The organism is Massilia sp. GER05 (genome assembly GCF_052056005.1).
GTDB classification, from domain to species: Bacteria; Pseudomonadota; Gammaproteobacteria; order Burkholderiales; family Burkholderiaceae_D; genus Telluria; species Telluria orientalis.
In genome coordinates this window covers 5728671-5743225 of sequence record NZ_CP178858.1, presented here as the reverse complement: position 1 = coordinate 5743225, position 14555 = coordinate 5728671, and the positions used below count along the sequence as shown (strand labels likewise).

At 65.2% G+C, this 14555-nt stretch carries 13 protein-coding genes; 7 read left to right on the top strand and 6 right to left on the bottom strand.

The features are described from left to right. Nucleotides 1–15 precede the first annotated feature (15 nt). The 6 genes from ACL58G_RS25340 to ACL58G_RS25315 all read right to left on the bottom strand — a co-directional run bounded on the left by ACL58G_RS25340 (nucleotide 16) and on the right by ACL58G_RS25315 (nucleotide 7637). The gene (locus tag ACL58G_RS25340) at nucleotides 16–1155 is read right to left on the bottom strand and encodes a DegT/DnrJ/EryC1/StrS family aminotransferase (protein WP_440963584.1); all 1140 of its coding nucleotides are present in this window, start codon (nucleotides 1153–1155) and stop codon (nucleotides 16–18) included. A gap of 31 nt (nucleotides 1156–1186) precedes the next feature. Beyond that, nucleotides 1187–1795, bottom strand: coding sequence for an acyltransferase (locus ACL58G_RS25335; protein ID WP_440963583.1), 609 nt, complete (start codon nucleotides 1793–1795; stop codon nucleotides 1187–1189). A 2-nt stretch (nucleotides 1796–1797) separates the two neighbouring features. Beyond that, nucleotides 1798–2859 carry a Gfo/Idh/MocA family protein gene (locus ACL58G_RS25330; RefSeq protein WP_413337680.1) on the bottom strand — a complete coding sequence of 354 codons (1062 nt, stop codon included), beginning with the start codon at nucleotides 2857–2859 and terminating at the stop codon, nucleotides 1798–1800. An 11-nt stretch (nucleotides 2860–2870) separates the two neighbouring features. Further along, complete coding sequence (locus tag ACL58G_RS25325; protein WP_371769869.1) at nucleotides 2871–4199, bottom strand: nucleotide sugar dehydrogenase; 1329 nt, start codon at nucleotides 4197–4199, stop codon at nucleotides 2871–2873. A 51-nt stretch (nucleotides 4200–4250) separates the two neighbouring features. Beyond that, nucleotides 4251–6203 carry a polysaccharide biosynthesis protein gene (locus tag ACL58G_RS25320; protein ID WP_440963582.1) on the bottom strand — a complete coding sequence of 651 codons (1953 nt, stop codon included), beginning with the start codon at nucleotides 6201–6203 and terminating at the stop codon, nucleotides 4251–4253. A gap of 438 nt (nucleotides 6204–6641) precedes the next feature. Next, nucleotides 6642–7637 (bottom strand): N-acetylmuramoyl-L-alanine amidase-like domain-containing protein, encoded by a 996-nt coding sequence (locus ACL58G_RS25315; RefSeq protein ID WP_440963581.1) that lies wholly within the window; start codon nucleotides 7635–7637, stop codon nucleotides 6642–6644. 192 nt (nucleotides 7638–7829) lie between these two features. Here ACL58G_RS25315 and ACL58G_RS25310 point away from each other — a divergent pair, with 192 nt between their 5' ends. From ACL58G_RS25310 to ACL58G_RS25280, 7 genes are all read left to right on the top strand, one after another. Continuing rightward, the gene (locus tag ACL58G_RS25310) at nucleotides 7830–10778 is read left to right on the top strand and encodes a TonB-dependent receptor (protein ID WP_440963580.1); all 2949 of its coding nucleotides are present in this window, start codon (nucleotides 7830–7832) and stop codon (nucleotides 10776–10778) included. 297 nt (nucleotides 10779–11075) lie between these two features. Further along, entirely contained in the window at nucleotides 11076–11240 is a 165-nt protein-coding gene (locus ACL58G_RS25305; protein WP_440963579.1) for a hypothetical protein, read from the top strand. Between the two features lie 34 nt (nucleotides 11241–11274). After that, nucleotides 11275–11439, top strand: a complete 165-nt coding sequence (locus ACL58G_RS25300; RefSeq protein ID WP_413387796.1) for a hypothetical protein — start codon at nucleotides 11275–11277, stop codon at nucleotides 11437–11439. Nucleotides 11440–11585: 146 nt separating this feature from the next. Beyond that, entirely contained in the window at nucleotides 11586–11960 is a 375-nt protein-coding gene (locus ACL58G_RS25295) for a LiaF transmembrane domain-containing protein (RefSeq protein WP_056128071.1), read from the top strand. After that, entirely contained in the window at nucleotides 11950–12657 is a 708-nt protein-coding gene (locus ACL58G_RS25290) for a LiaI-LiaF-like domain-containing protein (protein WP_413387797.1), read from the top strand. Before ACL58G_RS25295 ends, ACL58G_RS25290 begins: the two co-directional genes overlap by 11 nt. Nucleotides 12658–12668: 11 nt before the next feature. Next, the gene (locus ACL58G_RS25285) at nucleotides 12669–13769 is read left to right on the top strand and encodes a sensor histidine kinase (RefSeq protein ID WP_413387798.1); all 1101 of its coding nucleotides are present in this window, start codon (nucleotides 12669–12671) and stop codon (nucleotides 13767–13769) included. Nucleotides 13770–13772: 3 nt separating this feature from the next. Further along, entirely contained in the window at nucleotides 13773–14516 is a 744-nt protein-coding gene (locus ACL58G_RS25280) for a LytR/AlgR family response regulator transcription factor (RefSeq protein WP_440963578.1), read from the top strand. Nucleotides 14517–14555 lie beyond the last annotated feature (39 nt).

Here is a 14555-nt window from a genome sequence, read left to right as displayed (position 1 = left end):
CCTTTGGTGAACGGCCTACTCCGGCAATGCCACGGGTTCCACGCTGCTGCGCCGGCTGATGTCGGCCGCGTCCAGCAATACCGTTGCAACGTGTTGCGCACTCGCCGTCGACAGGTACGGGCCCATCGGCAGGCTCATCACTTTTCCGGCCATCTCGACGGCAACGGGGCAAGCGTCCGCCGCGCCCGGCGATGCATAGGCAGGCTGGCGGTGGATGGGAACGGGATAATGGATGGCGGTCGGAATTGCGGCCCGGTGCAGCGCCGCCTGCAGCGCATCGCGCTGTTCCACGACCACCGTGTACTGGGCGTAGACACTGGTCCGGTCGTCCCGCCGGCCGACCGGACGAACCCCCATGTCCTTGCCGAGCAATAGCGCATCGTAGGCGGAGGCGGCGCGCTGGCGCTGCTGCAGTTCCCAATCGAACAGCTCCAGCTTGGCCAGCACGATCGCGCACTGCAGGGTGTCCATGCGGCCGCCGACGCCGATGCGCGTGTGCACGTAGCGCTTCGACTGGCCGTGCACGCGGATTTCACGCATGGCCTTGGCCAGCTCGTCGTCACTGGTGAACAGGGCGCCCCCGTCACCATAGCAACCGAGCGGTTTGCTGGGAAAGAAGCTGGTGCAGCCGATGCCGGAAAGGTTGCAGCTCTGCCTGCCGCGGTAGGTGGCGCCGAAGCTCTGGGCGGCATCCTCGATGACGGAAAGGCCGTGGCGCACGGCAATCGCGTTGATCTCGTCCATGTCGGCCGGCTGCCCGTACAGCGACACGGGGATGATCGCGCGGGTGCGCGCCGTGATCTTCTCTTCGATCAGCGCCGGGGCGAGATTGCAGGTGACCGGATCGATATCCACGAACACCGGGATCGCGCCGAGCAGCACGATGGCCTCGGCGGTGGCAATGAACGTGAACGGGGTGGTGATCACTTCGTCGCCGCGGCCCACGCCGAGCGCCATCAACGCAATCAGTAGCGCTTCCGTGCCCGAGGCCACGGTGATGCAGTGGCGGGCGCCCGTAAACTGGGCCAGGCGCGCCTCGAGTTCGGCCACTTCGGGACCCATGATGTACTGGCCATGGTCGAGGACGGCCTGGATGCGGCCGTTGATCAGGTCGCGCGATGCCTGGTATTGAGACTTGAGGTCGATGAATTCCATGGTAGTCGGTCCGTTCGCGAGTCGGGGCGGTTCAGAGTCGGGAGGGGGCGGAAACGAGGCTGCAGACGCCGTCGACAAGGACGTACGATTCGCCGGTGTGCGGGCAGACCGCCTCGCCGTTGCCGGCCGTGGGCAGCGGCAGGCGTTCGCCGAAACGGCTGATCCAGCCGACCTGGCGCGCCGGCACGCCGGCCATCAAGGCGAAGTCGGGCACGTCGTGCTTGACCACGGCGCCGGCGCCGATGAATGCGTACGCGCCGATCGTCACGCCGCAGACGATGGTGGCATTGGCGCCGATGCTGGCGCCGCGCCTGACCAGCGTGCGCCGGTATTGATCCTTGCGGACGATGCCGGAACGCGGGTTGTAGACGTTCGTGAACACCATGCTGGGGCCGCAGAACACCTCGGCCTCGAGCGTCACGGCGTCGTAGACGGAGACGTTGTTCTGGATCTTGACGCGGTCGCCGATGACGACGTCATTACCCACGAAGACATTCTGGCCGAGCGAGCAGCCGGCGCCGATGCGGGCGCCGCCGCAGATATGCGCGAAGTGCCAGACCCGGGTGCCGGGCCCGAGCACAGCGCCATCGTCGACGATCGCGCTCGGGTGGACGTCCCTGCTGTCGATGGGAGCATTCATGATCAGTACTCCAGCGGCAGGGCCACGCGCTTGCCGTCGCGCGCCGATTTATAGGCGGCGATCAGTACTTCGAGCGACTTCAGCCCTTCGCGTCCGTCGGTCTCGGGCTCCGCTTCGCCGCGCAGCACCTTGATCACGTTGTCGTAGTACAGCGGGTGCCCAAATCCGTAGACCGAGGTGGTTTCATAGCTGGCGTCGCGTACCCTGTCGTCGTCGGGATCGGGGGTGGCGAATTCCCATTGCTGAATCTCGTTCACGGCCACCCCGCCGATGCGCACCGTGCCGTGCTCGCCCAGGATAGTGATCGACCCTTCGAGGTTGCGCGGGTAGGTCAGCATGGTAACGTTCATCGAACCCAGGGCGCCGTTGCGCCAGCGCAGGCTGAGCACCCCGGTGTCCTCGACCTCGATGTCGCGCGCCAGGGTGGCGGTATAGGCCTGCAGGCTCTCGACCGGGCCGACGATCCAGTCGATCAGGTCGACATAGTGGCTGGCCTGGTTCATGAAGGCGCCGCCGTCGAATTCCCAGGTGCCGCGCCATTTGGCGCTGTGGTAGTACTCGGGCGGGCGGGTCCAGAACACGTTCAGGTTGACCATGTAGATGCGGCCGAAGCGCTTCTTGTCGACGGCCAGCTTGAGAAGCTGCAGGGTGGCGTTGCGGCGGTTCTGCTTGACCACGAACAGGCGTACGCCGGCGGCGTCGGCCGCGGCCACCATGCGCTTGCCGTCCTCCCAGCGGGTCGCCATCGGCTTTTCCGTCATCACGTGGCGGCCGCTGTTGGCGATCTGGATCGACTGCTCGGGGTGCAGGCCCGAGGGCGTGGTGACGACGACGATGTCGGCGTCGGCGCGGCGCAGCATCTCGTGGAGGCTGGCGTAGCCTTCGGCGCCGGTCAGTCCGACCGCGCGGTCGAGCGCACGCGGGTCGACGTCGCATATGCCGACCAGCTCGGCGCGGTCCTGGTGTTTGCGCAGGGCCTCGAAGTGATTGTTGGCGATGCGGCCGCAGCCGACCAGCGCGAAGCGGATCTTGCGGTCCTGGATGGGAGCAGGATAGTGGCGCATCATGACGGTCCTCAGGCTTTCACGACGTTGGGTAGCGCGGCGAGGTAGACGCCGCGCGTGTCGACGATGAGGCTGGCGTATTGCCGTACGAGGTCATAGTCGAAGGCGGAGTGTGCCGTGGCCAGGAGTACGACGTCATAGGACGCGATACGCTGCGGGGTGAGTTCGACGCTTTTCAGGTCGAAGTGGTGTTCGCGCATGCGTGGAAAGACGGGCACGTGTGGGTCGGCATAGTCGACGACGGCGCCTTTGTCGCGCAGGATTTCCATCAGTTCGACCGAAGGCGATTCACGCATGTCCTCGACGTCTTTTTTGTAGGCGATGCCCAGCACCAGCACGCGGCTTCCCATCACGGCTTTTCCGCGCTGGTTGAGCGCATCCGTGAGCTTGCTGACGACCCAGTGAGGCATGTCGCTGTTGATTTCGCCGGCGAGCTCGATGAAACGCGTGTGCAGCCCGTATTCGCGCGCTTTCCACGTCAGGTAAAACGGGTCGATCGGGATACAGTGCCCACCGAGGCCGGGGCCGGGGTAATAGGGGGTGAAGCCGAACGGTTTCGTTGCGGCTGCGCGGATGACTTCGTGGATGTCGATCTTCATGCGATCGGCGATGATCTTCATCTCGTTGACGAGACCGATGTTGACGGCACGGTGGATGTTCTCGAGCAGCTTGGTCAGCTCCGCCGCGCGGGTCGAACTGACCGGGACGACACGGTCGATGGCCGCGCTGTACAGGGCGACTCCGGCTTCGAGGCAGGCCGGCGTCACGCCGCCGCAGACCTTGGGTATCGTACGGGTGTGAAAGTCGGGATTGCCCGGGTCTTCGCGCTCGGGAGAAAAGACGAGAAAGATGTCGCGTCCGATCACGAAGCTGCGCGATTCGAGGCGCGGCTTGAGTTCCTCTTCAGTCGTACCCGGGTATGTGGTGCTTTCCAGCGACAGAACCTGGCCTGGCCGCATGAACGGCAGCAGGGCTTCCGTCGTCTCCAGTACGAAAGACAGGTCGGGTTCGCGATACGGGTTGAGCGGCGTCGGCACGCAGATGATCAAGGCATCCGGCTCGCCCGCGCGGGTGAAATCGGTGGTCGCTTCGAAGCCCTGGCTGCGCGCCCGCGCGATGTCGGCCGCAGGGACGTGGTTGATGTAGCTTTCACCCCTGTTGAGGCGTTCGACCTTGCTGCCGTCGATATCGATCCCGAGTACGCGGAAGCCGGCTTCGGCATAGCGTAGCGTCAGTGGCAGGCCCACGTAGCCCAGGCCGATAATGCCAATGAGGGCAGTGCGCTCACTCAGACGGGCGGTGAGCTGTTCGAGATAAGCCGGTTTGCTTTCGTCACGCATGTGGATCCTCGTCGAACTGGTTGGGTAAAAGGGGCGTTCCGGTTGCCGCGCCTAGATCCGGAACGGCACGAATTTCTTGATCAGGGCCAGCCGTTCCTGCGGCGCAGCGATGGGGGCCGGCGCGGCCACGGCCGGTGCCGGGACGGGGACCGGTGCAGCCTCTTCGGCGTGCCGGCCGGGGTTGTACTCGGTCACGATGGCCTTGACCATGCCTTCGATCAGGCCGCGTTCATGCGTGTCGCAGGCCATCATGAGGCAGTTGATGAAGGTGTCCAGCACGCTCGGCCGCAAGGCGTTCTCTTTCATGCGCATGATGCGCGGATGTTCGCTCGGGAATACGACGCCGTCGGTCAGCAATTCCTCGTGCAGCTTCTCGCCGGGGAAGAGGCCGACATAGTCGATCTCGACATCCCCGCCCGGATTCTGCGGCGTCTTCTCGGTCAGGCCGGACAACGCGATCAGCGTCCGTGCGAGGTCCACGATACGTACTGGCTCGCCCATGTCGAGCACGAACACGTCGCCGCCCTTTGCCATCGCCCCTGCCTGGATCACCAGCTGGGCCGCCTCGGGAATCAGCATGAAGTAGCGCGACACGTCGGGGTGTGTGATGGTGACCGGGCCGCCCCGTGCGATCTGACGCTGGAACAGCGGAATCACCGAACCCGACGACCCCAGCACATTCCCGAAGCGGACCATGCAGAACGTCGTGTCCGCGCCGGGTCGCGCGGCCGCTGCCTGAAAGATGAGTTCTGCGATGCGCTTGCTGGCGCCCATGATGTTGGTCGGACGCACCGCCTTGTCGCTCGAAATCAGCACGCAGGTTTCGACGCCGTGTCTTGCCGCCTGTGTGGCGATCACCTGGGCGCCCATCACGTTGTTGCGCAGGCCTTCGACGATATTCGTCTCCACAAGAGGAACGTGCTTGTACGCGGCGGCGTGGTAGATGGTGTCGACGCGGTTGTCGCGCAAGATGCGCTCGATCAGGTCCGTATTACAGACCGAGCCGAGATGGGCGACCACGGGCACGTCGGGATAGCGATTGGCCATCTCCTGGCGGACCGTGTACAAGGCAAATTCGGAGTGGTCGAGCAGATGCAGCCGGCTTGGCCTCAAGGTGGCGATCTGGCGGCAGAGTTCGCTGCCGATGGAGCCGCCTGCGCCCGTGACCATGACATTTTTTGTGCGTACGCAGAGCGCAAACAGGTCGAGGCGCGGCGGCACGGGCGCGCGGCCAAGAAGGTCTTCGAACTTCAGGTCGCGGATGCTCTCGCGCGGCGTGACCTTGTCGTCGCCAAGGTCGACGAGACGGCTCAGGATCTTGGTCGTGATACCGGCCTGGGCCAGCCGCTGCATGATGTCGCGCAGGCGGCCGGGGGCCACGGCCGGGATGGCGATCACGATCGAGCGGATGCCCATCGCATTGACCGTTTCCACCAGACGATCGGTGTGAAAAACGCGGAGGCCGCCGATCGTGCGTTCACTGAGCGCGCGTTTGTCATCGAAAAAGCAGACAGGGCGATATTCGTCACTGTTGCGCATCGTTTGGGCCAGCTGCGCCCCGGATTCGCCGGCGCCGTAGATTGCCACCACCTCCGACGTGCCGCGCTGGTTCCCGTTCAGGTTGCGCAGCAGATTGCGCACTCCGATGCGCGATGCCACGACATACGAAAAAGCGATAAACCAATAAATGGCCAAAGCACTGCGCGGAAAATTTGCTTCGTTCACCGAAAACGTGATGGTGTATGCGCAGAGAACGGCAATCGCCAATGCCAGGCCTGTCGCGCTCAATAGACGCTGGTCGATAAAGCGAATCACTGCGCGATAAAGATCCGAAATGGAAAACGCCGCTATCGTGACGATTGCTACGAGAACATAAGAACCCGGCCCGAAATGGGAGGCGAGTTTCAAATCGCCGCCGCGCAGGAGCATCGCGCCCAGGAAACAAAACGGCAGTGCGATCAGATCGGCCGTGATCATCAGCGCGATTTTCGACGTGCGGTGCATGGACACCATCCGGGAGCAGATTCGGCGAACGAATACTTGGTTGAGCTTGGGCATGATTCTGAAGCATTGCGTGAGTTGATGAATGCAAACTTCCAAAGTTTGAGACAAGCACTGGTATCCCGGAAAAGCGAATTCAAAATTTATATTTATTCGTGGATAAATTGTTGTTTGTTATTTTGATGAGCAGGTCTATTTATTATCTCGATACACATCGATAAAGATTTGACCATGCTCAACCGGCAATAGGGAATTCTTTTTGGAACCCATAAACGGTAACATTGGGAAATTAATTCAAAGAATATTTCCCTTTATTTTTAAATTGGAATTCGCGACGATTCGAAATGTAATACGGGGCTGGCTGCAAGGCGGAAGGCAGCAAATGAAGGGGGATGGAAGAGGGGCGTCCATCACGCGTGATGGACGCCGTGGCGGCGGGATTCAGGCGCCGGCAGGACGTCCCGGGCGCGGCTGCGGTGCCATCGGCGGCACCACGATGTCATCGTTCAGGCTCAGGAACTTGAAGCCGGCGAGCACCTGGCCGTTCTTGCCCGCCTGGCGGTTGCGTTCCTCGCGCGCGGCGGCGCGGGCCATGTAGGACTCGAACGTTTCCTCGCGCACCTGCGGCTCGGAGGAATGGAGGAAGTGGCGCTCGCCGTCCGGCCCGAGCACGACGAGCCCCACGTGCGAAGCCCAGAACTGGCCGTCGCGTGTCGAGATCACGTTGACGAGATCGCCTTCGCGCAGCTGGCCCGCGATGGCCGTCACGCGGTCCTTCGGCACGTAGGCCTGGCGGCTCGTCTCGACGGGGATGCTGGCGTCCGTGTGGTGGCGCGTCTTGAGGAAGCGGGCGCGGTCGATCGTCATCGTGTACGCCGGGCCATCCGGGCCGGCCAGGTCGGCGCTGATGTCCGTCACGAGCCAGCGGTTCGCCACGTTCCAATCCATCTCCGTGTAGTGGTTGCGCGTGGCCACGCCGACGACGCCGTCGCGGTAGCGGATGCGCTGCAGCATCCAGAAGAATTCTTCCCACGACTGCGACAGGGCCATCGCGTAGGTGTGCTCCGCGAACACGACGCAGTCGCTGTGGTCCAGGCTGAACATCGGCAGGTCGTCATGGACCTGGTACGGAAATTCGCCCAGCAGGTTCAGGCGGTACGGCTGGCCGAGGTTCTTGCGGCCGATGGCGGCGATGCGCTTGCGCAGGTCGGGCTCGGCCTCGTGCACCCAGGCGATGTAGCGGCCAGCTTCGACGGGATGCATGCGGAACAGTGGCTTGCCCAGGATCGTCTCGAGCGGCTCCGTGGCCGCAGCCTGCGCGGTCGGGCTGGGTTCGGCGGCGGCCGGCGCGGCAACCGGTGTGGCGGCGGGCGGCGTCGCGCAGCCGGCAACGAGTATGGAAAGCAGGAGCGCGGGCAGCGCGCGGACAGGAGGCATGATGGGTCTCGATGGATAAAACGCTACGCTAACCCGGCCGCACGGTGCCGTCAAAAACAATTGCAGTCCGAGCATTCCTTTTAGTTATAGATTGTTCAACAGTAATCATTATCCAACCGCTGTGTCATCAGTCAATACTGAGCGAGAGACCGGGAAACACCGGTCCCGACGATGACTACAGAGGAGAGAGAAATGATGAAACAGAAGCCGCTCGCGGCCGCTGTCGCATTGGCATGGCTGGGCGTGGCGGGTACGCCCGCGCTGGCCCAGAACGACGCCGGCAGCACGCAGATGCAAACGGTCGAAGTGACGGGCATCCGCGCGTCGATGGCGAAGTCGCTGGCCGTCAAGCGCGACGCCACCGCCAACGTCGAAGTGATCACGGCCGAGGACGTGGGCAAGATGCCGGACAAGAACCTCGCCGATTCGCTGCAGCGCCTGCCCGGCGTGGCGGTGCGGACCGACTACGACGAAGCGGAAAAGGTGGCGATGCGCGGCACCAATCCGGACATGTCGCTGATCGTGTTCAACGGCCACACGGTCAGCAGCGGCGACTGGTACATCGCCGACCAGGCATCGAGCAGCCGGTCCACGAGCCTGTCCCTGATGCCGTCGTCGGTCCTGAACCAGGCCATCGTGTACAAGACGTCGCAGGCGAACATCGTCGACGGTGGTCTCGCGGGCACCATCAACGTCACGACGCGCAAACCCCTGGCGCAGAAGGAGCGCCTGTCGGGCGTGGCCAGCGTCGGCGCCAGCTACGCGACCCTGCCGGGCAAGACGGCGCCCGACCTGAACGCGTCCGTGAACTGGAAGAACGAGGCGGGCACGTTCGGCTTCATCCTGCAGGGCTTTGCGGAAAAGCGCTACATCCGGCGCGATTCCGCGTCGCGCCTCGCATACGGCACGAGCAGCGGCTGGGACGTCATCAACACGACCACCATGAAGGGCATCACGGACGCGTCGCTGGCCGGCAGCGGCTACAAGGCCGCGGACCTGAACGGCGTGCGCCTGCCCGGTTCGATGAGCACGGAATTCGTCGAGGGCGTGCGCGACCGCAAGGGCGGCATGTTCTCGCTGGAGTTCAAGCCGAACCAGGACGTCGACGTCACCGTCACAGGCTTTACTTCCACCTTGAAGGCACCGAACTACGGCCGCCTTAAAGCCGGCGCCATGTACAGCATGCTGCTCGGGAAAGCGTCGCTCGCCGACGGCGCCACCGGCGCGACTGCGCCGAACACCGTGGGCGTCCAGGGGCAGCAGGTGTTCGCGTCGATCCGCAATCCCGTCATCGTCACCGAGACGACGATGTACGGCGACCAGCTGCGCGTGCTGAAAAGCGCCGACATCATGTTCCCCGACGGGACGCCGCCCCAGTACATCGGCAACTCGGAAGGCTTTTATCGGCAGGGCGCGCGGGCCACCAGCTCCTTCCTCGACCTGGACGGCAAGTGGCGCGTGAACCAGAACCTCACGTTGAAGACGCTGCTGTCGACGACGCGCGGCGTCGGCAAGACGGACTACGACCAGGGCTTGACCTATGCGAGCTTCGGCACGGGCGTGTCGTACGCGCTGGCCGGTGTCGACAACGCGCCGTACGTGAAGTACTACGGCACCGGCGCCAAGCCGGACCAACTGGTGGTGCGTACGATCTCCGGCCTGAAGACGACGGACCGCGAGACGAGCGGCCAGGTCGACGGCGAATGGCGCGTCGACAACGGCTGGGTCCAGTCGGTCGAAGGCGGCGTGCGCTACGCCGACCACCACCGCGAGAGCGCGCGCCGCTACCCGGCCTATCACAACCGCGACATCACGATCGGCGCGCCGACCGGCACGATTCCGTGGCCGTCCGACTTCGGTGCGGGTCTCGACGGCCCGGCCGGCTGGGACAACACGGGCTACACGTTCGACCCGGCGGTGCTGATGGCGTATTTCCAGGGCGCGACCAAGGCGACGAGCGACCAGTACGAGCGCCGCGTCGCATCCGAACTGCACATGCGCGAACGCCAGGGCGCGGCCTATGTGATGGCCAACCTGGAAGGTGAGCGCTGGTCCGGCAACGTGGGCCTGCGCTTCGTGCAGACGCGTATCAACGCCGACATCCCGACGCCGATTCCGGCCGGCGTCTGCCTGCGTGCCGCACCCGGCCAGCCGGCAATTCCGTGCGCGGCCTATCCGGATGCGATCACGACGTCGGGCGACCTGCAGCCGGTCTACGACAACGAGCCCTTCAAGAACAACACGGGCAACACCTACTATTTCATCAAGACGGACCGCCGCTTCAACAACTGGCTGCCCAGCATGAACGTGCGCTACGAGCTGACGAAGGACCAGATCCTGCGTTTCGGCGCGAGCCGCACGGTGGGCCGCCAGAACTACAACCTGCTCGGCGCCGGCTTCGGCTCGCCGACGTGCGATGCGCAGGGATGCCGCGTGACGGGGCCGAACCCGGGCATCAAGCCGCTCACGTCGGACAACCTCGATGCGTCGTGGGCGTGGTATTTCTCGCGCCGCTCGATGGTGGGCGTGGACCTGTTCTACTCGCGCATCCAGGGCTATGCGAAGACCGGCACCACGGGCGGCGCCACGATCGACCTGTGGGATTCGGCGGCGCAGGCGATGAAGACGTACACGGTCCAGACGTCGGAGCAGCAGGGGGCGCACATCGCCGGCCTCGAACTGTCGTACGAACAGCCGTTCGGCACGACGGGCTTCGGCTTCACCAGCAACATCAGCCGCGCGCACACGAAGGTCGACGACGGCCGGCCGATGGTCGGCGCGTCCGAATGGGCCGCGAACCTGGGCGGCTATTTCGAGAACGACAAGGTGTCGCTGCGCCTCGTCGCGAACTACCGCAGCGAATACGTGAACAGCTCCACGGCGCCCGCGCCGACGGCGAACAGCCAGGGCCTGTACAGCGTCAATGGTGTCATGATGCCGACCGCGCCGACGATGGCCGCGCCGGTGACGACGCTGGCCTTCAACGCCAGCGTCAACCTCACGCCGCGGTTGCTGCTCACGTTCGACGCGACGAACCTGACGAACGTGAAGCGCGCCTACTATCGTTACAGCGAGGAGGAGCAGCAGAAGCTGGACGTCAGTGGCCGCCAGTTCTACGTGAACCTGAAATACCGCTTCTGACGTCATCGCCAGTGGGTGCAAGGGGGCCGCGGCCCCCTTTTTTGTTGCATTTCTCGACGCCGCGTAGGCCTCTTTGAAGGTGGCCTGTAGGACTGGAACTCATGGGGACGCACAGTGTGCGGCATCTAACGGTTACGACCCGGGCGGACTCGCTACGATGGAGGCGTCGAGTGAGGCACCAAGCGATCTTCCGCAGGTGGCCAACCACCTCGACAGGTCAGCCGGTCGCCTCGAGGACCGGCACCAATTTCGAAGCCGGCGGCAAGCGCGCCGGCTTCAACGGAAGCGGAGGTTGCCATGACCACGACGACGAACCACCCCCCCAAGCATCTCGTGCGCGAGTACCTCGAGCGGCGTTCGAAAGACCCGAAACCGCCGCCGACGCCGGAAGAAATCCGGCGCCAGCTGGGGTGGGGCATGCTGATGCCGTCGGACGACCGGATCGGCGCCTCCCGCTCCTGAACCAGTTTCACCGTCACCGAACAGGAGAAGCATCATGACCGCCAAGATCGGCAGCAAACACGTGGCCCAGCACCGCGGCAAGAAAGAGCGCGAGGAGATCCACAAGATGAACGTCGCGCGCGAAGCCCTCAAGATTGCCGCTGCCCGCGCCAGGTACCGCAACCAGCAGAAGGGGCTGCGTCCGCAAGCCGCGGCCTGATTCATCCGCTTTCCGAAGGGCCCGCCATGGCGACATGGCGGGCCCTTCGCCATTCACCGGCAAAGCGCCGCCATTGGCCGAAAAGCACTTCCACCCGCGCGCCGACCTCCGTTATCGTGTCGACATTCGATCACAATGGAGGAAACATGAATAGCGAAGCGTCCTACCACCTGCGGCGCCAGGTGTTGTGGGGCCTGGTCCTGGTGGGGCTGGGCGTGGCCTTCCTGCTGGACCAGATGGATGTGTTCGACGTCCGCTCGCTGTGGCATTATGCGCCGCTGCTGCTGGTCGTCGTGGGCATCAACCAGACCATCGGCTACCCGAGCGCCCGCGAATTCTCCAACGGCCTGTGGACCGTCTTCATCGGCCTGTGGCTGTTCGCCGTGCTCGAGGGCCTGTGGGGCCTCACGTTCGGCAACAGCTGGCCCCTGTTCATCATCATCAGCGGCATCACGATGGCGATCCGGCCGATCGCCGAGCGCCGCTTCGGCCAGAAGGGAGGGGACGGCCATGGAAAATAACACGAACCGCGCGTCGAGCCAGGTCGTGCTGGGCCTGCTCGTCGTGGGCATGGGCGTCCTGTTCCTGCTCGATAACCTCGACATCCTGAATTTCCGCCATGCGATCGGGTTCTGGCCGCTCGCCTTCATCGTGGCCGGCTGCGTCGCGCTGTTCGGCAACGGGACGCGCAGCGGCCGCAGCGGCAATTACATGGGCGGCGTGCTGATCGCGGTCGGCCTCCTGATGATCGTCAGCCGCATGGGCTACTTCACCATCAGCTGGGGCACGCTGTGGCCGCTCGTGATGATCGCGCTCGGCGGTCTCGTGCTGTACCGCTCGCTGGGCCCGGGGCGGGTGGCGCGCGAAGGCGTTGCCGCAGGCGCGAGTCCGGACAACGTCGTCGACATCGTCGCCGTGCTGGGCGGTTTCGAGCGGCGCGTCGGCACGCAGGACTTCCGCGGCGGCGAGATCACGGCCGTGATGGGCGGCTGCGCGCTCGACCTGCGCGACGCGTCCATCGTCAAGGAAGCCGTGATCAACATCTTCACGGTTTGGGGCGGCATCAACATCAAGGTTCCGCCCGACTGGACCGTCGTCCTGAACGGCACGCCCGTGATGGGCGGCTTCGCGGAAAAGACGGCCCGGCCGCCCGACGCCAGCAAGCGCCTCGTCATCACCGGCTACGCCATCATGGGCGGCGTGGAAGTGCGCAACTAAAGGCGCGGCCAGTGCACGGTATTTTTGCGAGCTGGCGCGCGGCGGCGCTCTACCTGCTGGCCTGGCTGATGCTGGGCCTGCTGCTGGCGGTCATGCTGGCCGTCAGTGGGGCGGGCTGGGGGGCGAGCGTGCTGTTCGCCGTGCCGCTGGCGCTTTGGTTCGCGTACGCGGCGGGCTTTTCCGCCTACTACGTGTGCCGCGCGTACCCGCTGGGACGGCGCCGTCCGCTCGCCATCGCCGCCGGCGTGGGCATGACGGCGGCCTGCGTGGCCGCGCTGTGGTGCGGCATGGGCGCGGTCTGGAACAGCCTGCTGGCCGCGCTGGCGCCGGACGCTTACGTGCCCGTCGCGAGCGGCCCCGTGCTGGCGTCGATGTTCGGCCTCGGCCTGATACTGTACGGCCTGGCGGCCGCCGTGAATTACCTGCTGATCGAGACCGAACGCGTGCGCCACCTCGAGACGCAGCGCCTGGAGATGAAGCTGATGGCCCAGGATGCGGAGCTGCGCATGTTGCGCGCCCAGGTCGATCCGCACTTCCTGTTCAACAGCCTGAATTCGATCAGCGCGCTGACGTCGCTCGACCCGGCGGCCGCACGTGCCATGACCGTGCAGCTCGCCGAGTTCTTCCGGCACACGCTGGGCCTGCGCGCCGACCGCAAGGTGACGCTCGACCAGGAACTGCAGCTCGTGCGGCATTTCGTCGCCATCGAGCAGGTGCGCTACGGCGACCGGCTGCGCTTCGATGCCGCCATCGATCCCGCCGCCGGCCAGTGCCTGCTGGCGCCGATGCTGCTGCAACCGCTCGTGGAGAACGCGATCAAGCACGGCATCGGCCAGATGATCGAGCCCGGCCTCGTGCGCATCGAAGCGACGCGTGCCGGATCGATCCTGCGCATCCGCGTGGAGAACGACGTCGACCCCGACAGCGTCGACGGTGCCGCTTCGGCACGCGGCACGGGCCTGGGCCTCGTCAACGTGCGCCAGCGCCTCGCGGCGGACCATGGGCATGAGGCGAGCGCGCACTGGATGCGGCGCGACGGCCGCTTCATCGTGGAGCTCGCACTGCCGGCCGTGACGGCCGACGAACCCCAACCCGAACTCGAAAGGACCTGACGCATGCGCGTGATCATCGTGGACGACGAACCGCTGGCGCGCGCCGTGCTGCGCGAGCATCTCGGGCTACACCCCGACGTGGAGATCGTCGGCGAATGCGCCAACGGCTTCGAGGCCGTGAAGGCCATCGCGGAGCTGGCGCCCGATCTCGTGTTCCTCGACATCCAGATGCCCAAGCTGGACGGCTTCGAAGTCGTCGAGCTGGCCGGCGCGAAGGCGCACTACGTATTCGTCACGGCGTACGACCAGTTCGCGTTGCGGGCCTTCGACGTCCACGCGCTCGACTACCTGCTGAAACCGTTCACGCGCGAACGCCTCGCGCAGGCGCTGGCGCATGCGCGCGAACGCCTCGCCGCGCCCGCGACCGAGGGGGAGGCGGCGATGCGCGCGCTCATGAGCGATGCGCGGGCGCGCCACCAGCCGATCGAGCGCGTGCTGATCCGCGACGGCGCGCGCGTGCAGGTCATCCCCGTCGCGCGCATCGACTACATCGAGGCCCAGGACGATTACGTGGCCATCTGCTCGGAAGGCCGCCAGTGGCTGAAGAACCAGCGCATGGCCGAACTGGAAAGCCAGCTCGATCCGCAGGCCTTCCTGCGCGTGCACCGGTCGTACATCGTCAACCTGGGCACCATCGCGCGCATCGAGCCGACCGGGAAGGACGGTCACTGCGCGGTGCTGAAGTCCGGGGCGCGCATTCCGATCAGCCGCAGCGGTTATCAAAAGGTCCGCGACCTGATGCGCTAGCGGTTGATTCAGGGCGGCCATGGCGTCGCTGCGGCTCCG